This window comes from Bradyrhizobium sp. in8p8 (assembly GCF_000426845.1).
GTDB lineage: Bacteria > Pseudomonadota > Alphaproteobacteria > Rhizobiales > Xanthobacteraceae > Bradyrhizobium > Bradyrhizobium japonicum_C.
Genome location: NZ_AUGD01000004.1, coordinates 142361 through 168349 on the forward strand (window position 1 = coordinate 142361; position 25989 = coordinate 168349).

Genomic DNA, 25989 nt, shown 5'->3' on the forward strand with positions numbered 1-25989 from the left:
CGCGACGACCTGACGCTCCGCGGAACTACGGATCGTTGCTTAACGGGGTCTTAGTGGCCCGACGGCTAGGTTTCGACATTGCAGAAATCTAGCTGGGGACTGAAAGATGCGGATTGGGAAGCTCTTCGCACTGTCGATGCTGACGGTGACGGTATTTGCAGTCATCCTCGGCGCAGAGGTGCTGATACCCCAGGCGCGCATCTTCACGAACCGCTCGGACGCGATCAAAACCGTCGACGCTTTTGGCGCGACGCTGATGGCCAGCCAGCACGTCGCGAGCCTTCGCGCGCCCTACATCGGACCGATCTTCCAGGAAGGCGCTGCGACGCAGGCGCAGCTCGAAGCTGCGACGAAGGCTGCGAAAGCTGCCGAGGCGGGCTTCGAGGCGGCACGGCGCGCTGTCCTGGTGCTGGATGACGGGGCCGCCATCGCCGAGAATATCGACCGGGCCGCACGGCGACTGAAGGATATCACCACCGCTGCCGATCGGGCGATGAGCGTTCCGCTCGCGGCGCGTGACAGCGCGGCGACAAAGGGCTTCCTGCCCGGTGTTGCCGAGGTCATCGGCCACATCGAACCGGTCATGAACCGTCTCGAGGCAAAGGTCGTCAATGTCGATTCCTCGCTGGCCGCACTCCTGAGCCTGGCGCGAACGGCTCAGGATCTGCGTGTCTCGGCCGGCAGCCGCGCCGCCACGCTGTCCCCGGCGCTCTCCGCACGCCGCCCGCTCACCGCGGCTGAACTGTCGCTGATGGACCGCATGCAGGGACGCGTGGAGGCCGATCGCGAGCGTATCGAGGCCGGAGTCGACCAGCTTGGAAATCCCGCCCGCATCGCCGCCGCGCTGAAGGCGGCAACGGAATCCTACTTCGGACAAGCAGCGGTCGCCGTGGACAAGGAGCTTCCTGCGGCCCGGAGCGACGGCAAGTACGGCGCCACGGCGGACGAGCTCGCGAAAGTCATCGTGCCGGCGATCCAGATGTTCTACGGCGTGCGTGACGCCGCGCTGGCGGAAGCAGCCGAGCGCGCCTCCGCCGCGCGCGACGGCGCGCTGGCGATGCTCGCGCTCGCCGCTGTCGTCGTGACGGCGCTGCTCGGGACGCTCGCTGGCGTGACGATCATGTTGCGCAGGCGCGTGGTGACGCCGCTTGCGAAGCTCGCCGACGTGATCGGGGTGCTCGCCGCAGGACGGCACGAGGTCGAGATCCCTGCAACGGGCCGCAACGACGAGATCGGCCAGGTCGCGGGCTCGCTCCAGCACTTCAAGGATTCGCTGCTCGCCAAGAAGGCCGCCGACGAGGCCGCCGCGGCCGAAGCCGAAGCGAAGCTCAAGCGCAGCCAGCGCATGGACCAGATCGCGCGCGAGTTCGAAGCCATGATCGGCGACGTGATCAATACCGTCTCGTCGGCCTCCTCGGAGCTGGAAGCGTCGGCGGGAACATTGACGAGCACGGCCGAGCAGTCGGAAAAGGTCACCGCGACGGTGGCGGCCGCGTCCGAGCAGGCCTCGACCAACGTGCAGACCGTCGCCGCCGCGGCCGAGGAGATGGCCTCGTCTGTGGACGAGATCAGCCGTCAAGTCCAGGATTCCGCGCGCATCGCCGGCGAGGCAGTGCAGCAGGCGACGCGCACCAATGATCATGTCGGCGAGCTCGCCAGGGCCGCGGGCCGCATCGGCGACGTCGTCGAGCTCATCAGCCAGATCGCCGGCCAGACCAATCTTCTGGCCCTCAACGCCACCATCGAGGCGGCGCGCGCCGGCGAGGCCGGCCGCGGCTTTGCCGTCGTCGCCTCCGAGGTCAAGGCGCTGGCCGAGCAGACCGCCAAGGCCACCGGCGAGATCAGCCAGCAGATCTCCGGCATCCAGGCCGCGACCGAGGACTCCGTCGGCGCCATCAAGGCGATCGGCGACACCATCACGCGCATGTCCGAGATCGCGTCCGCCATCGCATCGGCGGTCGAGGAGCAGGGCGCGGCGACGCGGGAGATCTCTCGCAACGTTCAGCAGGCCGCGCGCGGCACCCAGCAGGTCTCCGCCAGCATCGTCGACGTGCAGCGCGGCGCCAGCCAGACCGGATCGGCCTCCGCCAACGTGCTGACGTCCGCGAAGTCGCTGTCCGGCGAGAGCACCCGTCTCAAGGCCGAGGTCGGAAAATTCCTGGACGCGATCCGGGTGGCGTAAAGGCCGCAGAATATTGGCTCGATGCAAGCCGAGGACAAGAACACCTCTCCCCTCCGGGGAGAGGTGAACGACCATCGAGCCCGTGCTGAATAGGCTCAGAACTCCCCGTGCAGCCGCCCCGAGAACACCGACACGGGTCCGCGATCGGCGTTGTAGGCGGGGTTGACGATGAGCTGGTAGTCGCCGGTGAGGGTGAGGTTCTTGTTCAGCGCGTAGGCGTAATAGGTCTCGAGGATGCGCTCCTTGCGGTAGTTGAGCGCGCCGTCGCCGACGAGAACGCCGAGGCCGCCGGCGGCGAGGAAGTCGCGATAGTCCCGAGAAATCGCGTTGATGGCGCCGCCGATGCCGATCACGTCGTCGGAGCGCCCCCATGCCGCGCCCCTGATCGAGAGGCCGCCGGACAGGCTGCGATGAATGTCGGTGAAGGCGAGGGTTTCGGTCCTGCCGTCGTTCGAGCTCCAGCGGCCGAACAGCCCGACATCGTCCGTGATCGCCTGCTCGACGTTGAGCACATAGCCGTACTTCAGGCGGCCGCGCCGGGTCCGCGCGATGTCGAGGTTGAGTCCGGGATTGTCCAGCGTCTCGCGGAAGCTGCCCATATTGGCGCTGTCCAGCCAGCCTATGGTCCTGAGCTTGCCGGGGCGGCCGAACAGCGAAAACCGGGTCTCGAGCTCGAGTAAGTATTGCCCGCGCTCCCCGACCCTGGTGTCGAAGTGATTCCCATTGGACTCCGCCACCATCAGGAAATAGCCGCCGCGCAGTGCCCATTGCCGCTGGTTGAGTTCGGCAGTGACGCCGTAGGTGAGGCCGACTCTGTCGGCGGAATAGTCGAAGGCGCCGGGCGCCCAGATCGACCAATTCATGAAATCCCGGCGGGTGTCCTTTGCATAGGCATTGCCGTCGAACACGTCCACCACCGCGAACTTGCCGGCCTGCAGGGTGAGGCGTGACACGTCGGCCTTCTGGGCGAGCTGCAGCTGGCCGCTCGCGAGCTCCTCCTGCTCGCCGCCAAATCCAAACGTCTGGCGCACGAACAGGCGCGAGGCGTTGTAATGTGGGTAAGGGAAGTTCGACTTCTGCGCCTCGCCGTTGGGAAAGCCCGCTGCACCGACGGTGTCGTTCAATCCAAAACCCTGAAGCAGTTCGGGATTGTAATAGACCTCGCCGCCGTCCCAGAGCCGTGCGTTCAGGAACAGGCTGTTGCTCCACGTCGCCTTGGCCTGCCGCGACGGCGAGAGCGAGTTCGGTCCGCTATAGAGCGCGGGAAATGACGGATAGCCTTGCGGCAGATAGGTGCTCTGGCCGTGGATCTCCCAGCGATCGGATTCCGTGTCGAAAAGAGAGCTTTTCGGGTTGTAGCTCGGCAGGCCCGGCCAATCGACCTTGCGATTGAGGCCGAGGCGGATGGCGTGCATGTCCAACGTCGATGCGTAGTTCACGCCCGACGGAAAGCTCACCGCCGCGCGGTCGAAACCCTGATAGAGATATTCGAGCCGTGCCGTCCAGTGCGGCGCAAACCCGTATTCGAGGCCGGCTCCAGCCGCCCAACCGAGTCTCGTGTGCAGTCGCCTGTCCTCGACGTCGTTGATGGGCGTTGAGAGAAAGCGCTCGCCGGCAAAGGCGAGCCCGCCGGTCGCGTAAAGGAGCCCGTTGCCGCTGGTGTAGCCAAGCCGCGCGCGCAGGCTCGCGACATAGTCCCAGCGCTCCTCCGCGCTCGACAGCCCGGTCGCAGCCGATGACACGACGTGATTGGAGGGCAGGTAGTTCGGAAACGAGATGTCGCCTTCGACGCCGAGCAGGACCCCCGAGCTGAGGCGCCAATTGTAGCCGGCCTGGACGCCCCCGGTCATGCCGTTGAACACGTGGTTGTCGGTCGCGACCGTGGGATCGGCGAGCGTGGCCGAGGACGTGCCGCGGGTGAATCCGGTGTGCATGCCGATATAGAGTCCGGCCCAGTCGTAGACCGCTTTCAAGGCGGGGGCCTTCAGCACCAGATCAGCCGCCTGGCCGGCGGCGGGAAAAGCCAGCGCGCCCCAGGCAATCGCCGCAGCCGTCCGCAAGGACCTGTAACGGTGACCTCTCAACGTCAAAACGCACGCCCCCAAACGCAAGTCTATTCCACCCGCCGCAGTATCCCTGCCGATTCGCGGGGGCCCTGTCATCAAGCCTCGATCGTCCACGCGAACCGATGCTACTTAGCCCCAAGTTCCCACGGCTACCGCAGCCTTATTGCAATCCATTCGCAACTGCAAAATGTGGGGATTGTTGCAAGTGGATGCTTCGCACTGCTTTGTGACGGGAGTGCAACAACGGCTCCGGCGCAGGAAATGGATGACCCCGCCCGGGGGGACAGCCGGACGGGGTCGGGGGCACGACACGGGGTGGATGAGGCGCCCGTGTCGGACGCAGGATCCACGTGAGATCGGCCTCAGATACTCAGATCAGTAGCAGGTACGAACGCGGCCGACGTACTGGCCGAAGGCGTTGTATTGGGCGACCCAGCCGCAGCGATGATAGCCGTAGTAATAGGGGTCGTTGCTGGCAGCCATCGCGGAGCCGACGACGGCGGCGGTGGCGAGGCCGGCACCCATACCCCAGACCCAGGCGGGCTGCTTGGCTTCAGCCGAGGAGGTGGTGGACACGATGCTGCCGGCGACGGCGAGGGCAGCGAAGGCGACGGCGGCAATCTTGGTCCTGGTCGACATGAGAACTCCATCCGGATTGAGGCGGTCCGTTGTGGCCCGCGTGCCCAATTGGACGGAGCCTCTTCGCGTCCGGTTCGAATCCGGCGGATGAGGCGCTGGTGCGCGCCCTTTTCCCGAACGAATCCAGATGGATGTGAGCTAACCGAGGGGGCCTTTGGCCAGCCTGTTCACGTCGAAGTTATCGACCTCGCCGAGCAGCTCGCAAAAGCCCGTCGCGCCCTGATCGATCAGCTGCTCGCCTTTCTCGGCCACCGCCAGCGTCGCATTGCCGACTGCACCGCTGGCGTTCAGATCCTGCGCCTGCCAGGCGAACGGCGCCGGACGCTGGGTCGACAGCCAGCGATACTGCCGCTCCATCGCGATGCTGCTTGCGGGAAAATCCGCGATCGCGCTCTTGCGCACCTGGTCGGGATAGCGCGCCAGCATGATCGAGGTCTCGACCGCGCCGCCGTGAATGCCGTGGCGTACTTCATCGGCCGGGAACAGCTTGTCGGCGCCGGAGAGCCGCGACCACGACGTCGTCACCACGAACAGCTTCCGATGCGCGCGAAGATCCTGCGCCACCAGCATCATGGCCGCGCTGTTGCCGCCATGGCTGGTGACGATGACGAGCTTCTTTACGCCGCGGCGTGCGACGTCCTCGCCGATCCCCGTCCATTTCTTCAGCGCGGTTTCGGTCGGCAGCGTCTGCGTCCCCGGAAAGTCGATATGCTCGGTGGAGATCCCGATTGTCTCGACCGGCAGGAAACAGGCCGGAACGGACGCCGGCAACAACTCGCGTACGCGCGCCAGATAGGCGTCCGCGATCAGCACGTCGGTTGTCACAGGCAGATGCGGGCCGTGCTGCTCCGTCGCAGCCAGCGGCAGCACCGCGATCCATCGCGACACATCCGCGGGGCTCGCATGAGCCCAGTCGATGTCGATCCAGTCGCGAGGCGGCGTCATCAAGGTTTCCCTGCCTGAATTTGTCACGTAATTTGGGGTATGAGGGGACGCGGGCCCGGCCGGCTCGCGTCCCCTGGCGTCATGCGGTTCTATCGCGTCGCGTTCATATCGGCCAGCCACGATCGACGGAGTGCCATCATGACCCCCTCTCATTTGCGGCGAGCGCTAACGGCGGGCCTGATCGCCGCTCTGGTCGCTCTTGCACCGGCCCGCGCCGAGACGCTGGACAAGGTCACCTTCGGCACCAACTGGGTCGCCGAGGCCGAGCATGGCGGCTTCTTCCAGGCGGTCGCCGACGGCACCTACAAGAAATACGGGCTTGACGTCACTATCGTCCCGGGCGGCCCCAACGAGAACAACCGCATGCTGCTGATCGCGGGCAAGATCGATTTCTTCATGGCCGCGAACACGCTGATGTCGTTCGACGCGGTCACCAACAACGTGCCTGTCGTCACCATCGCCGCGATTTTCCAGAAGGATCCGCAGGTGATGCTGACGCATCCGGACGCGAAGGTCGGCAAGATCGAGGACCTCAAGCCGCTGACGCTGTTCGTCTCCAAGGAGGGCATGACCAGCTACTTCCAGTGGCTGAAATCCGAATACGGTTTCGGCGAGAAGAACGTTCGTCCCTACAATTTCAATCCGCAGCCCTTCATCGCCAATCCCAAGAGCGCGATGCAGGGCTACGTCACCTCCGAGCCTTTCGCGGTCGAGAAGGCGGCCGGCTTCAAGCCCAACGTGCTGCTGCTTGCGGATTACGGCTTCAACACCTATTCGACCCTGATCGAGACGCGCCGTGACATCGTCGAGAAGAAGCCCGACCTGGTCCAGCGCTTCGTCGATGCTTCCATGATCGGCTGGTACAACTACCTTTACCGCGATAACTCCGCCGGCAATGCCATGATCAAGAAGCTCAATCCGGAGATGACCGACGATCTGCTCGCCTATTCCGTCGCCAAGATGAAGGAGCACGGCATCGTCGATTCCGGCGACAGCCTGAAGAACGGCATCGGCGCGATGAGCGACGAGCGCTATACTTCCTTCTTCAACAAGATGGTGAAGGCCGGCGTCGTGAAGGCGGACCTCGACTTCCGCAAATCCTATACGCTGCGCTTCGTCAACAAGGGCGTCGGCGTCGAGCTGCGCCCCAACAAGCCGTAGCGCATGCCGGGACCAATCCACGGTGTAGCGGCGTCGCCCACCTCTGCCCGATGGGGAGAGGTCAAAGACGCGGCGCGACCGAGCTCCACAACGGCCGCCCATCAATGATGGCGAATCCGACGCCACCCACCGTCGAGGCCAAGCTGACGGCTCTCGCCGTCAGCCTGCGCGGCGTGACGAAAGCCTATGACAACGGCGTAATGGCGCTCGGCCCCCTCGACCTTGCCGTGCGCAAGGGCGACTTCATCTCGCTGCTGGGGCCGTCCGGCTGCGGCAAGTCGACGGCCCTGCGCATCATCGCAGGCCTCACTGCGGCGTCTTCAGGCACGGTGCGGGTGGCGCGGCCGGAGGGCGAGATGCAGCCGGGCCACGGCATCGGATTCGTGTTTCAGGAGCCGACCCTGATGCCCTGGACCAGCGTGCGCGAGAACGTGAGGCTGCCTCTGAGGCTTGGTCGGATTCCGAAGGCGGAGGCATGCGCGCGTGCCGACGCGGCGCTCGCCAGCGTCGGGCTGGCCGATTTCGCCGACGCCTATCCGCGCGAGCTCTCCGGCGGCATGAAGATGCGGGTGTCGCTCGCGCGCGCGCTCGTCACTGATCCCGACATTCTGCTGATGGACGAGCCGTTCGCGGCGCTCGACGAGATCACGCGCTTCCGCCTCAACAACGATCTGCTGGCGCTATGGCGAGCGCTCGGCAAGACCGTCATCTTCGTCACCCATTCGGTGTTCGAATCCGTCTACCTGTCACAGCGCGTCATCGTGATGACCGCGCGGCCCGGCCGGATCCAGGCCGACATCCGCATCGAGACCGTCGAGCCGCGAGCCGAGGAGTTTCGCACCTCGGCCGCCTATTCGGACTATTGCCGAAGAGTGTCGGCTGCGCTGGCGCCATCCTATGCGGGACGGTCGACGCTATGACCGCGCAAGCTGCCGTCACCGCAAAACCGTCCGGCGCACGACGCGCGATGCGTTTCGTGCTTCCCCTCATCGTGTTCGCGGCGGGGCTCATCGCCTGGGAGCTGCTGGTCCGCCTCAAGGGGATCCCGCCCTATGTGTTGCCGGCGCCGTCTGTCATCGTCCTGACGCTGATAAAGGACTGGGCCGTGCTTTCGCAATCGCTGGCCACCACGCTGCTGACCACGCTGGAGGGTTTTGTCGCCGCCAGCATCGGCGGGATTGCGCTGGCGCTGCTGTTCAACCAATCGAAATGGGTGGAGTACTCGCTGTTCCCCTATGCAGTCGTGCTTCAGGTGACGCCCGTCATCGCGATTGCGCCACTGCTTCTGATCTATCTCGAGCAGCAGACTGCGGTCGTGGTGTGCGCCTTCATCGTTGCCTTCTTTCCGGTGCTGTCCAACACCACGCTCGGGCTGAATTCGGTCGATCGCAACCTCGCCGGCCTGTTCCAGCTCTATGGCGCCTCGCCGCAGCAGACCCTGCGCTTTCTCAAGCTGCCCGCGGCCTTGCCCTACATTCTTGGCGGCCTGCGCATCGCCGGCGGCCTGTCGCTGATCGGCGCGGTCGTCGCCGAGATCGCGGCGGGAACTGCGGGCGCCGGCTCCGGGCTCGCCTACAGGATCGCGGAATCGGGATATCGCCTGAACATACCCCGCATGTTCGCGGCGCTGCTTCTGTTGTCGCTCGCCGGGATTGTCATCTATGGGGTGCTGGCGCTAGTTTCGCACCTCGTTTTGCGGCGCTGGCATGAGAGCGCGCTTGGAAAGGAAGACTGATGACCGCCGGTTCGATTTCGTCCGAGAAGATCGACCTTCTGATCTATGGGCCGGTGCGGCCGATCCTAGAAAACGGCTTCTCCGATCATTTCGTCGTGCACAAGGCGGAGACGCGCGGCGATCTCGAGCGGCTGACGCCGGCGGTCCGCGACAAGATCCGCGGTGTCGCGGTGACCTATCACACCGTGCGCGCCGACAGGGATTCGCTGTCGCAGCTGCCCAAGCTGGAAATGGTGGCGAGCTTTGGTGTCGGCTATGACCATGTCGATGCCAAATATGCGGCCGAACACGACATCATCGTCACCAACACGCCCGACGTGCTGACCGAGGAGGTCGCCGACGTTGCGATGGGCCTCTTGATCGCCACCCTGCGCGAGTTCATCAAGGCCGACCGCTATGTCCGCTCCGGGCTCTGGCAGACCCAGAACTATCCGCTGAGCGTCGGTTCGCTGCGCGACCGCAAGGTGGGCATCGTCGGCATGGGCCGGATCGGCCAGGCCATCGCGCGCCGGCTCGATGCCTCGCTGGTGCCGGTGGTCTATCACTCCCGCAATCCGTCCAAGGACGTTTCCTACAAGCACTATCCCGATCTGATCGAGATGGCGAAGGCGGTGGACACGTTGATGGTGATCGTGCCCGGCGGCGCCTCGACCAACAAGATGATCAATGCCGAGGTGCTGAAGGCGCTCGGCCCGCGCGGCGTGCTGATCAACGTCGCGCGCGGCTCGGTGGTCGATGAGCCGGCGCTGATCCAGGCGCTGAAATCCGGCACCATTCTCGCCGCCGGCCTCGACGTGTTCGCGGCCGAGCCGAACGTGCCGGACGAGCTCAAGTCCATGCAGAACGTCGTGCTGCTGCCGCATATCGGCTCGGCCTCGGTGGTGACGCGCAACGCGATGGACCAGCTCGTGGTCGACAACCTCAAGGCCTGGTTCGCCGGCAAGGCGCCGTTGACGCCGGTCGCGGAAACGCCGGTCAAGGGGCGCTGATGACCGCGCCTCGGCTCCTCGCATTCGCCATCATGGCATGTGCAGCCGCGGTGGGTTCTGCGCGTGCGCAGGATGCGACGAGCCTGAAGAAGCAGATGCCGGGTCAGTGGGAGCTCTCGACCACCGAGCGCAGCAAGACCTGCGTCGTCACGCTGAAGGGTGATGCCGCTGGCCAGGGCTTAAAGCTGGAGCTCGAGCCGGCCTGCAAGACGGCGCTGCCCTTCACCAAGGACATCGTCGCCTGGAGCGTCAGGGGACTCGACATCGTCCGCCTGCAGGATGCGGCCGGCGAGGCCGTCATCGACTTCACCGAGGTCGAGGCCGGCATCTTCGAGGGCTTGCGGCAGGGCGAAGGCGTCTACATCCTGCAGGATCTCGCCGCCGCGCGTTCCATGGCGAAGTCGATGGACCAGATGATCGGCGACTGGTCGATGGTGCGCGGCAACGGCCAGCCGGTCTGCGGGCTGACGCTGACCAACACCGAAGCGGACCCGGACAATTTCCAGGTCTTCCTCAAGCCGAGATGCGACGCGGCGGTTGCGCAGTTCAATCCGACGCAATGGCGCCTCGAGCGCGGCCAGATCATCCTGATGTCGAAATCGGGTGAGGCCTGGCAATTCGAGGCCGACGATCACGCCCAATGGCGTCGTGTCCCCGACACCGCCGATCCCCTGATCATGCTGCGGCAGTAGGCGGCGGCTGATAACGTTGATGCCGTGCCGCGTTTGGTCGGGTCCCGACGGGGACGAACTCGGATGGGCCGAAGATCGCCTGCCAAGGCAATTCCCGTTCGAACTTTTCTCGCATCTGGAGAGACCAAGACGGGAATCGCTCAAATTCGATCGGGCTTTGACATGAAACTGTTTGCCCTGGCCTTCTCGTGTCTTCTGCTTTTCGCGGTGTCCGCCAGCGCGAATGACACCCGCACCTTCAATGCGATGGTCGCATTGGCCAATCGCGGAGATTCCGAGGCGCAATATCATGTGGGCATGATGTACAACAACGGCATCGGCACGCAGCAGGATCGCAGTCGGGCCTTCGAGTGGTTTCAGAAATCGGCCGCCGCCAACGACCCCCTCGGTGCCTACAAGCTCGGCTGCTACTATGACGGACAAGGCGCAGGCATCATCACAACCGACGCGGATCAAGCACTGAAGTACAAGCTCGTTGCCGCCAATGCGGGTTATGCGCGTGCCCAGCACGATGTCGCTCTCACATATGACCGGCGAGGCAATCCGGAAGAAGCGCTGAAATGGTGGAAGCTGGCGGGCGATCAGGGGCTTCCCGAGGCTCTCTTCAGCCTGTCCCGCGCCTATTCGGCCGGAAAGGGAACGCCGAGAGATTTGTCACTGTCGTATGCCTATTTCAAGCTCTCGAAGGTGGCGCCGGCGAAGAACGTGAACGAGATGGCTTCCATGTTGTCCAAGCCCGAGCTCGAGAAAGCCGAGAAACTCGCTGCCGCATGGAAGCCGCGACCGACCGCCCTGACGCTCAAGGCATTCGCCGGCATCACAGCCGCGGAAGACCATTTGAAAGCCGCCAGGAACCAAGTGTTCTGATTTGGCCTAAATCAACCGCATTCCACGCAAGCTCGCGTGGCCATTCTTGCCCACGATGATGTGGTCGTGCACGGCAATGCCGAGCGGCTTGGCGATGTCGATGATGGCCTTCGTCATCTGGATGTCGGCCTGCGACGGCGAGGGATCGCCGCTTGGATGGTTATGCACCAGGATCAGCGCGGTCGCGGAGAGCTCCAGCGCGCGCTTGATCACCTCGCGCGGATAGACCGGCGTGTGGTCGACGGTGCCGGTCTGCTGCACCTCGTCGGCAATCAGCTGGTTGCGCTTGTCGAGGAAGAGCAGGCGGAATTGCTCCTTGTCGGCAAAGGCCATGCTGGTGCGGCAATAATCGATCACCTCGTTCCAGGACGACAGCGCGTTGCGGCTGTTGACGCCGCCCTTGGCGATGCGGTGCGCCGCCGCGGCGATCAGCTTGAGCTGGTTGACCGCGGCCTCTCCGACGCCGTGGACCTCGCGCAAGCGCGCCACCGGGGCATGGACGACCTCGGCGAACGAGCCGAACGTCTTGATCAGCGATTTCGCCAGCGGCTTGGTGTCGCGCCGCGGCAGCGCCGGAAACAGCGCCATCTCCAGCAGCTCGTAGTCGCTGAGGGCATCCGCGCCCGCGCTGTAGAAGCGCTCGCGCAGCCGCTCGCGATGGCCGTGATAGTGCGGCGCCTCGGCGGATGGATTGTCTGGCTGGTCGGTCTTGCGGGGCATCGGCGCAAGGATGCCGCGCCGGGCGGTTTTTGCAACTCTGAAGTGCTGCGCGACGTCCGGCGGCGGCGAGAAATCAGGCGCCGCGCGAACACGGAGCCTTTCGCATTCACGGCTTGCGGCGCGATCAGGCCTTGACGGCGGCGAAGGCGTAGCCGTTGCCGTCCTTGGCCAGCGTGCCGACGTTCGGAAAGCCGAAATGATAGCCGGCGATCATCCCCTTTTCGGCGATTACGCGGTCGAAGAAGGCGCGCCGCGTGGCTTCCGCCTTCGGCCCGTCGCTGTCGAAGCCGGAGAACCAGCCGGGGTTCTTGACGAACAGCTGATAGATGCCGGTGACGTCGCTCTGGATGAAGAGCTGCTGCCCGCCGGAGGCCACCAGGAAGGACATGTGGCCGATCGTGTGACCCGGCGTGGCGATGGCCTTGACGCCGGGCGCGAGGTCGGCGCCGTCGCCATACTGCTTGATGTTCTTCCAGGTCGGGAAGGTCGCCTGAATCCGCTTGACGTGGGGGCGATTGGCCTCGGGCACTTTCTCCACCAGGGCCGCATCGGTCCAGAACTTGTACTCCACTTCGGGCATCATGATTTCCGCGTTCGGAAATACCTGCGCGTCGGTTTCCTTCACCCACAGGCCCGAAATGTGATCCGGATGGAAATGCGAGATGACCACCGTCGATACCGTCGCCGGATCGAGTCCGGCAGCCTTCATGTTGCTCGCAAGCTTGCCGACGCTGGCGGGGCCGTTGCCGCCGAAACCGGCGTCGAACAGCACGACCTTGCCGCCGGTACGGATGGCGGTGACCGTAAAGGGGTTGTCGATCTTGTCGGGCCCGATGCCGGCTGCGGTCAGCGCCTTCTTGACCTCGTCGAGCCCGGCATTCTTGACCATGCCCTCGGTCACCGGCCGTTCGATCGAGCCTTCATGGAGGCTGAACACCTCGATGTCGCCGACCTTGTATTTGAGGCTGTCGGCGGCGCGCTGTGCAGAAGCGGCTCCGATGAAAGACACTGGTCCGTTGAGGCCGAAGACCAGTGCCGCCCCGGTGCTTCCGAGGACCAGATCCCGGCGTGAAATCTCGAACATTGTGGTGCTCCCTTTGAGTGAATCCTCGGGCGGCGCTTTTCATGGGTTGAATGCGCCCGCCATGGTTCGACACCGGGATGCGTGGCCTATTCCATGGCGATTGTCGTGCAGGGAACGGCAAGATGACGCAGTCAGGCTGCGGTCTTGAGAACAATTTGCAACAAAGAGCGTGCGCTTACGCTGCCGCCCACAGCTTCTCGCCGTGCCGCTCCGACAGCGTGAAGATCTCCACGCCCGTCGCCGTGACGCCGACCGAGTGCTCGAACTGCGCCGACAGCGAGCGGTCGCGGGTGACCGCGGTCCAGCCGTCGGAGAGGATCTTCACATGCGGCTTGCCGAGATTGATCATCGGCTCGATCGTGAAGAACATGCCGGGCTTGAGCTGAACGCCCTCGCCGGGCCGGCCGACATGGATGATGTTCGGCTCGTCGTGGAACATGCGCCCGAGGCCATGGCCGCAGAAGTCGCGCACCACGCTCATGCCCTGCGGCTCGACGAAGCTCTGGATGGCATGGCCGATGTCGCCGGTGGTGGCGCCGGGCTTCACCGCGGCGATGCCGCGCATCATCGCTTCATAGGTGACCTCGATCAGCCGCTCGGCCTTGCGCGCGATCGGGCCGATCGCATACATCCGGCTGGAATCGCCATACCACCCGTCGACGATGAAGGTGACGTCGATGTTGACGATGTCGCCTTCCTTCAGCGGACGGTCGCCGGGCATGCCGTGGCAGACCACGTGATTGAGGGAGGTGCAGGTGGAGTAGCGATAGCCGCGATACATCAACGTCGCCGGATAGGCGCCGTGGCTGAAGGCGAAGTCGCGGACGAATTCGTCGATCTTCGAGGTCGGCACGCCCGGCCCGACGATGTCAGTGAGCTCGTCGAGGCATTTTGCCACCAGCGCCCCCGCCTTGCGCATGCCTGCAAAGGCGTTCGGCCCATGCAGCTTGATCTGTCCGGTCTTGCGCAGGGATGTATCGGTGGCTTCGACGTAGCTCATGCGTGTCAGGTCTTCCGGGTCTTATCTCGATTCGGTGGAAAGGCTTGATTTCAGGCCCCAATCTAATGATTGGCGGCCTTCATGCAAGCCAAGGCAGGGCGTTTTCGAGCGAAGTGGCGACCGGTTCGCGCGAAGAAAACGCGTCAAAACAGGGGCCTTGCCGGCCCGGGGGGGCGAAAGCAGCCTAATCCGGGACTTCCACGGTGGTTTCCACCGGCAGGACGCCGCCGCGGATGCGGATTTCGCGGACGGGGTAGGGAACCCGGATGCCTTCGCGCTTGAACGCGTCCCACAGCGCCAGCATCACGTCGCTCTTGACGGTGTCCATGCCGTCGGGATCCGCAAGCCACAAGGTCAGCGAGAACTTCATCCCGGCCTCCGCAAACTCGGTCAGGATACAGTTCGGCGGCTTGCCCTTCTGGGCGCGTGGATGAGCGGCGGCGATCTCGGCCGCGAGCTTGCAGACCAGCTTCGGATCGGCGTCGTAATTGGTGCCGAAGGCGATCTTCACCAGCGTGTTCTTGTCGGTGTAGGTCCAGTTGACGACCTTCTGCGTCACCAGATCCTCGTTCGGGACCAGGAACTCGCGGCCGTCGCCGGCGGCGACGGAGATGTATCGCGTCTTCATCGCGCTGATGCGACCGGTATTGTCGCCGATGGTGACGAGATCGCCGGGCTTCACCGACTTGTCGGCGAGCAGGATGATGCCCGAGATGAAATTGGCGACGATCTTCTGCAGGCCGATACCGATGCCGACGCCGACCGCGCCGGAGAACACCGCGAGCGCCGACAGATCGATGCCGACGGCGCCGAGCGCAATGACGATTGCGACGGCCAGAAGCCCGATGCGGATGATCTTCATCAGCAGCACCTGCACCGACGGCGTCAGGTCGGTGGTCGCGTTGATGCGGCTCTCGGCGAAATTGCTCGCGATATTCGTGAGCCAGAGCGCGATGAGGAGGAGGGCGCCGGCCTTGATCGCCAGGAGCGGGGTCAACCTGAGACCGCCGAGCACGATCGCGAAGGAATCAAGCAGGTCGACGGTCGCATCGAGCTGACCGACGATGGAGAGCGCCGCGACCAGCCACGCCGTGACCGACACCACCTTGACGATGAAGGCGTTGCGCAGCACCGAGGTGACGAGCCGGATTACCAGCCAGGCGAAGCCCAGCTTGGCTGCGACCATCAGGAGATAGCTGCGGCTTGGCCAGGTCGCATGGTACATCACGACCCGCGAGATGATCACGAGCAACGTGAACACCGCCGTGGAGGCGCTGGCGATCATCACCCGCGCGAAGTGCCGGAGCGGCAGCGGCCACCGCATCGCCAGCGAGGTCATGTCGAGACGGCTGCGAATGGCGGCTTCGGCCGCATAGGCGATACCGGCCGCGGCCAGGATGAGACCGAATTGCAGGTAGAACCAGGGTGAGGAGATTTCCGCTCCGACGCTGCGTGCGGTCGTCTGCACGAACTCCATGAAGTCTTTGAGGTCCATGTCCGTCGGTCTCGTCAGGGAAGCGGAGGAGGGATTGATGCGAGGGGGCCGGAGAATCCCACAAGGGGCACGGCCGAGCCATCGATACACCGCCAAGTGAAGCGCGTTAAGGCCGTAAAAACCTGGCAGATTGCCGCGAGCCGCAGAAAATGGGTTGGCGCGAGAGTCCACCGACGATATGGATGCAATTCCAGCGAATTTTGCCCGGAAGGTGGATGGCTTCCCTCGATTCCGTCAGTCTCGCCATATTGCTCGGCTCCGTCCTCGTCATGGCCGGCATCCTGTCCAGCCTGCTTGCGCTGCGCTTCGGCGCGCCCCTGCTGCTGGTCTTCCTTGCGATCGGCATGCTCGCCGGCGATTCCGGCCCGGGGCAGCTCCAGTTCGACGACGTCCGCACCACCTATTTGGTCGGCTCGGTCGCGCTGGCCCTGATCCTGTTCGACGGCGGCTTGCGGACGCGCTTTGCCAGCATCCGCACCGTGCTGGCACCCTCGGTGGCGCTGGCGACCATCGGCGTGCTGCTGACCGCTTTGATCACGGCACCCTTCGCGAAGTATGCGCTCGACCTCAACTGGTCGGAATCGCTGCTGGTCGGCGCCGTGGTGGCCTCGACCGACGCGGCCGCCGTGTTCCTGCTGGTGCACACCCAGGGCCTGCGCCTGCGCCCGCGCGTCGGCGCGACGCTGGAGGTGGAATCCGGCACAAACGATCCGTTCGCGATCTTCCTCACGCTGATGCTGGTGGAATACATCTCGCTGGGCTCGAGCTCGCCCGGCCATGTGCTGATGGAGTTCGTCCTGGAGGCGGTGCTGGGCGCCATCGTCGGCATCATCGGCGGTCGCCTCGTCGTGATGGCGCTCAACAAGGTCGCCTTGCCGCAGGGGCTGCATGCGCCGTTCGTGGCCACGGCAGCGCTCGTCATCTTCGGCGGCTCGCAGATCATGCACGCCTCCGGCTTTCTCGCGGTCTATCTTGCCGGCATCATCATAGGCAACCGGCCGACGCGCGCGCATAATTCGGTGGTGACCTTCCTCGATGCCGCAACCTGGCTGGCGCAGATCGTCATGTTCGTGCTGCTCGGCCTTTTGGTCTCGCCGAGCCGGCTCGGCACCAGCATATTGCCGGCGGTCGCCGTCGCGCTCGTCCTGATGCTGGTGGCGCGGCCGCTCGCGGTGTTCCTGTGCCTTGCACCGTTCCGCTTCAACTGGCGCGAAAGGATATTCATCGCCTGGACGGGCCTGCGCGGCGCCGTCGCGATCTTCCTGGCGTCGATCCCCATGCTGGTCGGCCTGTCCAAGGCCTATCTTTATTTCGACGTCGCCTTCGTGGTCGTCATCATCTCGCTGTTGCTGCAGGGCTGGACCCTGGCGGCCGCCGCGCGCAAGCTGCACGTGGCACTGCCGCGCGTCGAGCGCGGCCCGCGCCGCGTCGAGCTGGACCTGCCGGGCCAGCTCGAGCAGCAGCTCGTCGGCTATCCGGTGCGGCCCAAGAGCCTGTATTTCCGCCGCGGCCTGATCCCGTCCTGGTCCAAGCCGACGCTGGTGATCCGCAACGAGCACATCCTGACGCCGACGGAAGCCGACCCGGTCGCGCCCGGCGACTACATCTATCTGCTGGCACCGCCGGAAAAAGCCGAGTCGCTCGACCGGTTCTTCGTCGACATGCAGCCGAGCTCGGCGCCAGATCCGCATCTGCTCGGCGACTTCGTGGTGTCCGGCGAGCATACGCTGGCCGAGCTCGCCGAGATCTACGGCGTGATGGTGAGCGAGGATGCGAGCAAGCTCACGCTCGCCGATTATTTCGACGTGCATCTCGACCACGCGCCCAAGGAGGGCGCCGAGCTCGCCCTGGATACCATCGTCCTCGTGGCGCGCAGCATCTCCGGCGGCCGCGTCAACGTCGTCGGCCTGCGCCTGCCCGAGGAGGACGAGACTCCGCCGCCGCTGACGCGCGCGCAAGCGCTGCGGAAGAAGCTCGCGGATGTGTGGGCCTCGGTGGCGGGGGTCTAGCTTTTCCTCGTCATTTGCGAGGACGTCGGGCTTACGGGGCTACGCCAGCACCTTCACGCCGCCGAGACTCGTCACCCGCCCCTGCTTCAGCATCACGATCTGCGTGGCGAGCTGGCGCAGCTCGGCGACGTCGTGGCTGACATAGACCATCGGCACGTTGGCCTCGTCGCGCAGCCGCACCAGATATGGCAGGATCTCGAGCTTGCGGCCCTCGTCGAGCGCGCCCAGCGGCTCGTCGAGCAGCAGCAGCCGTGGCTTCGACAGCAGCGCGCGCCCGAGCGCAACGCGCTGGCGCTCGCCGCCGGAGAGCTTGCCGGGGCGGCGATCCTGCAGCGCGCCGATGTCGAGGAGGTCAATGATGCGCTTGTGCTGCGCCGGATCGAAGGCAAGCCCGTTCATCCGCCGTCCGTAGTCGAGGTTCTGCGCCACGCTCAGATGCGGAAACAGCCGCGCATCCTGGAACACATAGCCGATGCGGCGGCGGTATGTGGGCACGTGAATGCCGGCCGCGGTGTCGTCCACCGTCTCGCCGTCGATCACGATGGTGCCGCGATCCGGCCGCAACAGCCCCGCGATCATGTTGACCAGCGATGTCTTGCCGGCACCGGAGGCGCCGAACAGGCCGATGACGCGCCCTTCGCTGCTGAAGGATGCATGCAGCGAGAAGTCGCCGAGCTGCTTTTCGATGTCGACCCGCAGCATGGTCAATTCCCGTGCAGGCGCTGCGTGGCGCGGCGGGCGAACCACTCGGCGGCGATGAGTGCACCGAGCGCCAGCACGATCGAGACGATCACCAGCCGTCCCGCAGCGGCATCGCCGTCCGGCGTCTGGATCAGCGAATAGATCGCCGAGGAGATCGTCTGCGTCTCGCCGGGGATATTGGAGACGAAGGTGATGGTCGCGCCGAACTCGCCGATCGCTTTGGCGAAGCCCAGCACCATGCCGGCGAGCACGCCGGGCAGCGCCAGCGGCAACGTCACCGTGAGGAACACTTTCCACGGCGCCGCGCCAAGCGTCTCTGCCGCCTGCTCGAGCCGTCGGTCGATCGCCTCGATCGACAGCCGCATCGGGCGCACCAGCAGCGGAAACGACATCACGCCGCAGGCGAGCGCCGCGCCGGTCCAGCGGAACGAGAACACGATGCCGAGATGGTCGGCGAGGAAGCCGCCAACGAGGCCGCGGCGGCCGAACGTCAGCAGGAGCAGATAGCCGGTCACGACCGGCGGCAGCACCAGAGGCAGATGAACGAGGGCATCGAGCAGCGACTTGCCCCAGAAGTCACGCCGCGCCAGCAGCCACGCCAGCGCAATGCCGAATGGCGTCGCCACCAGCGTTGCGATGATGGCGACCCTGAGCGAGAGCAGGATCGCCGTCCATTCGGCGGGAGAAATCTCGGTCATCGAGCCCCAGCTATCACGTCGCAAGACCTAAGTTACGGGACTGATCAGGAACTTGAAGCCGTACTTCTCAAAAATGGACTTGGCCGCCGTGGAGCGCAGGAAGGTCAGATAGCCGCTGGTCTCGGACTTTGCCGTGGTGGTTGCGGCGACCGGATAGATGATCGCGGGATGCGAATCCGCCGGAAAGGTGCCGACGACCTTCACGCCCGGCTCGACCTTGGCGTCGGTGGAATAGACGATCCCGAGCGCGGCCTCGCCGCGTGCGACCAGCGTCAGCGCGGCGCGCACGCTCTCTGCCATCGCGAATTTCGGCTCCGCGGCCTGCCAGGCGCCGAGCCTTTCAAGCGCAGCCTTGGCATATTTGCCGGCAGGTACAGATTTGACGTCGCCCGTCGCGATCCTGCCGTCGCCGGCGAGCCTGGCGAGATCGAAGCCTTGCGCGACAGTCACGTTGTCGATCCTGGAATCCTTGGGCGCGATCAGCACGATGCTGTTGCCGAGCAGGTTGACTCTGGAAGGCTCGTTGATGGTCTTTTTGGAGATCGCGTAGTCCATCCAGTCGGTGTCGGCGGACACGAACACGTCGGCCGGCGCGCCCTGCTCGATCTGCTTGGCGAGCACCGAGCTTGCGGCATAGCTGACCGAGAACTTGACACCGGTCCTGGCGGTATAGGCCGCGTCGATCTCGTCCAGCGCGTTCTTCATGGAGGCCGCGGCGAACACGGTGATGGTCTTGTCCTCGGCGACCGCAGGTGAGAGGGGTGCGGTGGCAAGGATCACGAAGGCGGCGAGAAGCCGGGACAGACGAAACATGGATGCGCTCCGTGCGAGCTCGCGCGCGCAGGAGGCGCGCAATCTGGCGTTGGTTGGGTCAGATGCGACGGGCGGACGCGCTGTTCCACGTGGCCTTGCGACGGCTTACGACCGGCAGGGATATCGCAATTGCGAAGATAGCAGGCCAGGTCGGAAGGTCAAACCTGGTGCGTCATCCCGGGCTCGCTTCGCGCCCCCGGGACGACAGCGATGGGCGAGGCGGCAGCTTGCCTTCCGCCGCAACCTTACCGCTTCGCATCGCCGGCGTGCAGCACCGCTTTGCAGGCCGCCGGCATCTGGGCCAGCGTCATCGGCGGCTTCGGCTTTGGCGGCTCCGGCGGCGGCTTGGGGTGCAGCACCGCGTCGGAAAACCAATAGGCGAGATCCGCGGGCTTGCAGCCTTCGTCCTCGGCCTGTGACGGCTGGCCCTCGCATGCGCCGGCACCGGCAGGGCAGCGCATGCGGATGTGGAAGTGATAGTCGTGGCCCCACCAGGGGCGGATCTTCGACAGCCATGCGCGATCACCCTTGGCCTCGCGGCACACCGCCTTCTTGATCGCGGCGTTGACGAAGATGCGCTGCACCGCGGGCTCCCGCGCCGCATCGCGCAACACCAGCACATGGCCCGGCGTGAACACCTTGGGATCGACGTCGAGCCGGTCGGGCCGCACCATCATCACGGCCGACATCTCCTCCCGCTCCTCGCGCGAGAGCCGGCGGTTCGGCATCGGCGTCAGCCAGATGTCGGCATCGAGGCCGATCTGGTGGCTGGCATGGCCCGAAAGCGCCGGCCCGCCGCGCGGCTGGGCGATGTCGCCGACCAGGATGCCCGGCCATCCCGCATCCCTGTGGGCCTTCGCCGCGAGCCGCTTGATCAGCGCGATCATGTCCGGGTGGCCGTAGCTGCGGTTGCGCGACAGGCGCATCACCTGCCAATGCTCGCCGCTGACCGGAATCGGCTCCGCGCCGCCGATGCAGCCCCTGGTATAGGAGCCGATGACATGGGCCGGCCCCTTCGACGGCAGCAGCTTTCGCGCGAACAGCTCCTTGGCGGCGAGATCGGGGTCGTTCGGATTGGCGAGCGGCGGCAGCGGCTTCGGGGTGACGCTGCCCTTGTCCTGGGCCAGCGCGCCGCCGGTGCCCGGGAGAGCCAATGCAAGCAGGAGGAGGGTGATGCTGCGGCGACTCATGCTGTCGTCCTTATAACGCAATTGCCGCATCAGGGTTAAGAACTCAGGCTTCTGTTCCGGCCGCAGGCTCGCGGCGCAGGAGCTCAGTCAAACCGCGCCTCGAACTGCCGTTTCTTAACTGTGCAATAACCTTGTCCCGTATTGACCAAAATACGTGCGCGGCGGGCGGAATAACTGCGGCCTGGCATGCAATCGCGTGCGATTTCGGAACTGATTCAGGTGCGCGCGCAATTTTGCGCCAGATCGATCCCTGATTGCGGCGCTGAACCCATTTTGACGGTGCCTGCCGTCGCAGCCGCGCCTCGCAAACAGGCAGCAAGGTCCGCCTCGCGCGGATCGCCACCGGGCAAGATTACTTTTTTTTCAGACACTTGTCTCAAGACTCGCGGCCGCCGGGCGCACTGGGACGCGTGAAGTTGAGTTTGAAATCTCGAAGAACAAGAAAGCGAACGCAAAGCGTGCTTGCAAGCGTCGGCAAAAGGGCGCGCAAGCCGCGCTTTGCGGTCGCGTCGCGAGTTCCTTCCGAGCGCAGCGAAGTGCTGCGCAGCCGTGCCGAGGCGGAAGCCGCGATCGCGGAAGCACGCAAATCCCATGAACGCCTGCGCCAGGCCATCGATATGCTGCCGCAGGGCATCGTGTTTCTCGATGCTGAAGGCCGCTACGTCCTCTGGAACAAGAAGTACGCCGAGATCTACAGCAAGACCGCCGACCTGTTTGCGGAAGGAGCGCGCCTTGAGGACACGCTGCGCATCGGCGTGGCCCGCGGCGACTATCCCGAGGCCGTCGGCAACGAGGACGAGTGGATCTCCGAGCGCCTGCAAAAGCTCTATCAGCCCGGTGCGCGCCACGAGCAGAAGCTGTCGGACGGCCGCGTCATCCTGATCGACGAGCGTCTGACCGATGACGGCGGCGTCGTCGGCCTGCGCGTCGACATTACCGAGTTGAAGCAGCGCGAGGCTTCGTTCCGCCTGCTGTTCGAGGGCAATCCCGTGCCCATGATCGTCTGCGCGCTGGACGACGAGCGCATCATCGCCGTCAACGACGCCGCGGTCGCGCACTACGGCTACAGCCGCGCCGAGTTCGAGCGGCTGAAGATCCGCTCCTTGCAGGCCTTTGACAGCGAGCCGCCCTGGACCGCCGACGTGACCGGGGAGGAGCAGGCAGGCCGCACCTGGAAGCACGTCAAGGCAGACGGCGCGCTGATCGACCTTGCGATCTATTCCCGCGAGCTGACTTATGCCGAGCGGCCCGCGGTGCTGCTCGCGCTGATGGACATCACCGAGCGCAAGCGCGCCGAGGCGCGGCTCGCCTTCATGTCCCAGCACGACGGTCTGACCGGCCTGCCCAATCGCAGCCTGCTGCGTCAGCAGGTCGACGAGATGCTGCTGCATACGCGGCGCAGCCCCGAGAAGGTCGCGCTCCTGATGCTGGGGCTCGACAGTTTCAAGGCCGTCAACGACACGCTCGGACATGCGGTCGGCGACAAGCTCCTGCGCGGCGTCGCGAAGCGGTTGCGTTCCACCCTTCGTGAGGAAGACGCGCTGGCGCGGCTCAATTCCGACGAGTTCGCGATCGTGCAAAGCGGGCTGACGCGCCCCGAGGACGCGGTGATGCTGGCCAAGCGCCTCCTGGCGGCGATCGCCGATCCCTATCTGCTCGACGGCCATTCCGTGGTCATCGGCGCCTCGATCGGCATTGCGATGGCGCCCGGCGACGGCGACGATTCCGAGAAGCTGCTCAAGAGCGCCGACATGGCGTTGTCGCGCGCCAAGCTGGACGCGCGCGGCACCTTCGCCTTCTTCGAGGCCGCGCTCGACGCCAAGGCGCAGAGCCGCCGCAAAATCGAGGTCGAGCTGCGCGATGCGATCCAGAACGACGTGCTGCGACCCTATTACCAGCCGCTGATCGACCTCCAGAGCGGCCGCATCACCGGCTTCGAGGCGTTGGTGCGCTGGCCGCATGCGGAGCGAGGCATGGTCTCGCCGGCCGAGTTCATCCCGGTCGCCGAGGACACCGGCCTGATCAATCCGCTCGGCGGGCAGATGCTGCGCCGGGCCTGCCTGGATGCCGCGGCCTGGCCCGACGACGTCCGCGTCGCGGTCAACCTGTCGCCGCTGCAGTTCCGCAGCGGCAATCTGCTCTCGGTGGTGACGGACGCGCTGAAACATTCCGGCTTGCCGCCGCGCCGGCTCGAGCTCGAGATCACCGAGACCCTGCTGTTGGAGAAGAGCGCCCAGATCCTGGCGACGCTGCATGCGCTGCGCGCGCTCGGGGTGCGCATCTCGATGGACGATTTCGGCACCGGCTATTCCAGCCTCAGCTATTTGCGAAGCTTCCCGTTCGACAAGATCAAGATCGACCAGTCCTTCGTGCGCGATCTCGGCTCCAACCGCGAAGCCCAGGCGATCATTCGCTCCATCGTCAGCCTCGGGAAGGGCTTGGGCGTCACCATCACCGCCGAGGGTGTCGAGACCGAGGCCGAGCTGAGCTGTCTCCGCGCCGAAGGCTGCCATGAGGGCCAGGGCTTCCTGTTCAGCAAGGCCCGGCCCCATGCGGAGATCGTCAGCCTGCTGGCGGCGCAGCGCGGCATCGACGGCAACGAGGACGCCGCCCTGGTGGCGTGAGCCGTTAACGCGTCCGCAAGGGAGTGCTGCACTCCCTCGCCCCTCTTTCAAGGGGCGAGGTGAAGAGATCTCAGGCTGCCCGCAGTCCGGCCAGAAACGTATCCACGCTTCGGATCAGCACCGAGGCATGTTGTCCCAGCTCGCCCGTGGCAACCATGACGTCGCCGGCCAGCGCCCGGGACTGGTCGGCGGACTGGCTGGCGCCGGCGACATTGGCCGAGACGTCCGTGGTGCCGGCCGAGGCCTGCTGCACGCTGCGGGCGATCTCCCGCGTTGCCGAGCCCTGTTCCTCGACCGCGGCGGCGATCGTGTTGGCGATGCCGCTGATCTCGCGGATGGTGTCGCTGATGCCGGAGATTGCGGTGACGCAATTTCCGGTGGCGGCCTGGATTGCGGTGACCTGGCTTGCGATCTCGTCGGTCGCCTTCGCGGTCTGGCTCGCCAGCTCCTTCACTTCGGCGGCGACCACGGCAAAGCCGCGGCCGGCTTCGCCCGCGCGGGCGGCCTCGATCGTGGCGTTGAGCGCGAGCAGGTTGGTCTGGCTGGCGATTTCGCTGATCAGCCGCAGCACGTCGCCGATGCGCTCGGCGGCGGTGGCAAGGCTCGTGACCATCTCGGTCGTCTCCGCGGCCTTGCGGACGGCGCCGCTCGCAACCTCGCTGGAATGGGTGACCTGACGGCCGATCTCGTTAACGGATGAGGCCAGCTCCTCCGTCGCTGCCGCGACGGCATTGACGCTGGCCGAGGCTTCCTCGGAGGCCGTCGCTGCGGCGGAAGCTCGCTGCGAGGTGCCGTTGACGCTGGTGGTGATCTCGCCGGCCACGCTCTGCATGCCCTCGGTCGCCTTTGCCACGGCGGCCACCACGCCCTTGACGTCGGCCTCGAAGCGGTCGGCCATCTGGCGCTGGAGTGCCTGCTTCTCGATCTCGGCCCTGGCCCTGTCCGCTTCCTGCGCCTCGCGCAGGGCGCCCGCCTCGAGCATGTTGCGGCGGAACACGTCGACCGCCTTGGCCATGGTGCCGAGTTCGTCCGTGCGTTCGCTTCCGGGAATGGTGACGCTGGTATCGCCGCTCGACAGCCGGTTCATGACCGCAGTGATCGCGGTAAGCGGCCGCGACAGGCCTCGCCCGAGCAGCAGGGCCAGCACGATCGTGACGGCAAGGATCGCAAGCGTGCCGAGGATCAGGTTGCGCTCGGCTGTGGCGAACGCGGCCTCATACTCGCTCGTGTCCTTGATGATCTCGAGCACGCCGACGGGCGCTCCCGCATAGTTCTTGATAAGTCCGGCATAGACCTCGACTGGATGACCGTCGAGCTCGGCCGCATGCCGGACCACCGAACCGTCGATTGCGTTCTTCAGCTGATCCAGCGTGGTGACGACCGTGTCGCCAAAGGTTGACGACAGCTTGTTCAGGTTCTTGCCGTCGAGCGAGTAGACTGCGAGGTCGATGCCAAAGCGCTTCTTGGCGCGGTCGACGAATTCCTTGCCGAAGGCTGCGCCGATATCAACGTTGGCAAGGCTTTTGCCGCCTCGCACGATCGGTGTCATGCCGAAGATGCCAAGCGCCTCCCGGCCGGGCTCGACGCCGACGATCTGCCGGCCGCCCTTGATCGCCTCGACCACGGTCTCCCGGCGCGCCGAGACGTCATCGCCGAACACCTTGGGAGCATGTACACGGTAAAATGCGACCGCGGGCGGAACCTGGAAGGTGATGAGTGGGATACCCTGCGCTTTCAGCGATTTGTTGGCCTCGCCGAGCAGTGCGGCCAGGCTGTCGCGGTCGCCCTTCGCTATGGCATCGCCAACCGGCGGCAGCGCCGCGATCACGGCGGAGACGGCCAGTGCCGAACGCCCTTCATAGTCGATCGCCGCAATCACGCTCTCATATTGCAGCTTGAGCTGCTGATCGAGCGCCATCCGCGTCAGCGCCCGCTGCTGGGTGATCGAGAAGCCGGAGAGGATGGCGCAGGCCACTGCCACTGTGAGTGCGATGGCGAGGATCAGGCGGGCGGCAATCGACTTGATCTTGAACATGAACAATTCCCGGGTATTTCCAAATTCTGCTTTGGTGGGAATGGTTGCAGAAATTGCTTAACAATAAGGCCGGATGGCCCCCGTGTTTTAACGGAGACGCCGTCATCCCTTTGCATGACTCGCTGCAACGGGCGCATGGTGGTTTGCCGCGAGCAAAGGCAACGCGCGCAGTCATTCCTGCAGGCGACCAGTGCAAGTCGCGGAACCGGCGTGAGCGGTCGAAGCCCGATGTTGATCCATCTGGCTGATGGGACCAGGCGATGCGTCGTTCGACGCCGGAGCATCGTTCGAACGCGAGGGCCTCGCCACCATTCCTGGATCTCAGCGACGAGGGCAACGCGGC

Annotated in this window: 21 protein-coding genes; 9 read left to right on the top strand and 12 right to left on the bottom strand. The window is 65.4% G+C overall.

Annotation, left to right across the window (positions count from 1 at the left end; translation table 11 throughout):
• Positions 1-106 precede the first annotated feature (106 nt).
• Positions 107-2182 carry a methyl-accepting chemotaxis protein gene (locus tag K408_RS0113290; protein WP_024339179.1) on the top strand — a complete coding sequence of 692 codons (2076 nt, stop codon included), beginning with the start codon at positions 107-109 and terminating at the stop codon, positions 2180-2182.
• 95 nt (positions 2183-2277) lie between these two features.
• On the opposite strand, the gene K408_RS0113295 is transcribed toward K408_RS0113290, so the two are convergent.
• From K408_RS0113295 to K408_RS0113305, 3 genes are all read right to left on the bottom strand, one after another.
• Positions 2278-4242 carry a carbohydrate porin gene (locus K408_RS0113295; protein ID WP_024339178.1) on the bottom strand — a complete coding sequence of 655 codons (1965 nt, stop codon included), beginning with the start codon at positions 4240-4242 and terminating at the stop codon, positions 2278-2280.
• Positions 4243-4623: 381 nt separating this feature from the next.
• Positions 4624-4887 (bottom strand): hypothetical protein, encoded by a 264-nt coding sequence (locus K408_RS0113300; protein WP_024339177.1) that lies wholly within the window; start codon positions 4885-4887, stop codon positions 4624-4626.
• 138 nt (positions 4888-5025) lie between these two features.
• Complete coding sequence (locus K408_RS0113305; protein WP_024339176.1) at positions 5026-5832, bottom strand: creatininase family protein; 807 nt, start codon at positions 5830-5832, stop codon at positions 5026-5028.
• A gap of 138 nt (positions 5833-5970) precedes the next feature.
• Between K408_RS0113305 and K408_RS0113310 the strand changes: the two genes are divergently transcribed.
• The 6 genes from K408_RS0113310 (at position 5971) to K408_RS40270 (ending at position 11276) form a co-directional block, all read left to right on the top strand.
• Positions 5971-6993, top strand: a complete 1023-nt coding sequence (locus K408_RS0113310; protein WP_024339175.1) for an ABC transporter substrate-binding protein — start codon at positions 5971-5973, stop codon at positions 6991-6993.
• A gap of 104 nt (positions 6994-7097) precedes the next feature.
• Entirely contained in the window at positions 7098-7913 is an 816-nt protein-coding gene (locus K408_RS0113315; RefSeq protein WP_024339174.1) for an ABC transporter ATP-binding protein, read from the top strand.
• A complete protein-coding gene (locus K408_RS0113320; protein ID WP_024339173.1) occupies positions 7910-8728 on the top strand; it encodes an ABC transporter permease in 819 nt (272 codons plus the stop codon). Before K408_RS0113315 ends, K408_RS0113320 begins: the two co-directional genes overlap by 4 nt.
• A complete protein-coding gene (locus K408_RS0113325) occupies positions 8728-9717 on the top strand; it encodes a 2-hydroxyacid dehydrogenase (RefSeq protein WP_024339172.1) in 990 nt (329 codons plus the stop codon). Before K408_RS0113320 ends, K408_RS0113325 begins: the two co-directional genes overlap by 1 nt.
• The gene (locus K408_RS0113330; protein WP_024339171.1) at positions 9717-10409 is read left to right on the top strand and encodes an AprI/Inh family metalloprotease inhibitor; all 693 of its coding nucleotides are present in this window, start codon (positions 9717-9719) and stop codon (positions 10407-10409) included. Before K408_RS0113325 ends, K408_RS0113330 begins: the two co-directional genes overlap by 1 nt.
• Before the next feature lie 162 nt (positions 10410-10571).
• Positions 10572-11276: a tetratricopeptide repeat protein gene (locus K408_RS40270; RefSeq protein ID WP_024339170.1), complete on the top strand. Its 705-nt coding sequence runs from the start codon at positions 10572-10574 to the stop codon at positions 11274-11276.
• A 6-nt stretch (positions 11277-11282) separates the two neighbouring features.
• Here K408_RS40270 and radC read toward each other — a convergent pair whose 3' ends face one another.
• The 4 genes from radC to K408_RS0113355 form a co-directional block, all read right to left on the bottom strand.
• A complete protein-coding gene (gene radC / locus K408_RS0113340; RefSeq protein WP_024339169.1) occupies positions 11283-11996 on the bottom strand; it encodes a RadC family protein in 714 nt (237 codons plus the stop codon).
• A gap of 124 nt (positions 11997-12120) precedes the next feature.
• Positions 12121-13080, bottom strand: coding sequence for an MBL fold metallo-hydrolase (locus K408_RS0113345; protein WP_024339168.1), 960 nt, complete (start codon positions 13078-13080; stop codon positions 12121-12123).
• A gap of 175 nt (positions 13081-13255) precedes the next feature.
• Positions 13256-14080, bottom strand: coding sequence for a type I methionyl aminopeptidase (gene map, locus K408_RS0113350; RefSeq protein ID WP_024339167.1), 825 nt, complete (start codon positions 14078-14080; stop codon positions 13256-13258).
• A gap of 184 nt (positions 14081-14264) precedes the next feature.
• Entirely contained in the window at positions 14265-15575 is a 1311-nt protein-coding gene (locus K408_RS0113355) for a mechanosensitive ion channel family protein (RefSeq protein WP_024339166.1), read from the bottom strand.
• A 215-nt stretch (positions 15576-15790) separates the two neighbouring features.
• Here K408_RS0113355 and K408_RS0113360 point away from each other — a divergent pair, with 215 nt between their 5' ends.
• Complete coding sequence (locus tag K408_RS0113360) at positions 15791-17584, top strand: potassium/proton antiporter (RefSeq protein ID WP_024339165.1); 1794 nt, start codon at positions 15791-15793, stop codon at positions 17582-17584.
• A gap of 39 nt (positions 17585-17623) precedes the next feature.
• Here the strand turns inward: K408_RS0113360 and modC are convergent, their stop codons facing one another.
• From modC to mepA, 4 genes are all read right to left on the bottom strand, one after another.
• Positions 17624-18286, bottom strand: coding sequence for a molybdenum ABC transporter ATP-binding protein (gene modC, locus K408_RS0113365; protein ID WP_024339164.1), 663 nt, complete (start codon positions 18284-18286; stop codon positions 17624-17626).
• A 2-nt stretch (positions 18287-18288) separates the two neighbouring features.
• Positions 18289-18984, bottom strand: coding sequence for a molybdate ABC transporter permease subunit (gene modB / locus K408_RS0113370; RefSeq protein WP_024339163.1), 696 nt, complete (start codon positions 18982-18984; stop codon positions 18289-18291).
• 27 nt (positions 18985-19011) lie between these two features.
• Positions 19012-19797, bottom strand: coding sequence for a molybdate ABC transporter substrate-binding protein (gene modA, locus K408_RS0113375; RefSeq protein ID WP_024339162.1), 786 nt, complete (start codon positions 19795-19797; stop codon positions 19012-19014).
• A 245-nt stretch (positions 19798-20042) separates the two neighbouring features.
• Positions 20043-20987, bottom strand: coding sequence for a penicillin-insensitive murein endopeptidase (mepA, locus tag K408_RS0113380; protein WP_024339161.1), 945 nt, complete (start codon positions 20985-20987; stop codon positions 20043-20045).
• Positions 20988-21604: 617 nt separating this feature from the next.
• On the opposite strand from mepA, the gene K408_RS0113385 reads away from it, so the two are divergent.
• Positions 21605-23611 carry a putative bifunctional diguanylate cyclase/phosphodiesterase gene (locus K408_RS0113385; protein WP_422866061.1) on the top strand — a complete coding sequence of 669 codons (2007 nt, stop codon included), beginning with the start codon at positions 21605-21607 and terminating at the stop codon, positions 23609-23611.
• 70 nt (positions 23612-23681) lie between these two features.
• Here the strand turns inward: K408_RS0113385 and K408_RS0113390 are convergent, their stop codons facing one another.
• Entirely contained in the window at positions 23682-25646 is a 1965-nt protein-coding gene (locus K408_RS0113390) for a methyl-accepting chemotaxis protein (protein ID WP_024339159.1), read from the bottom strand.
• Positions 25647-25989 lie beyond the last annotated feature (343 nt).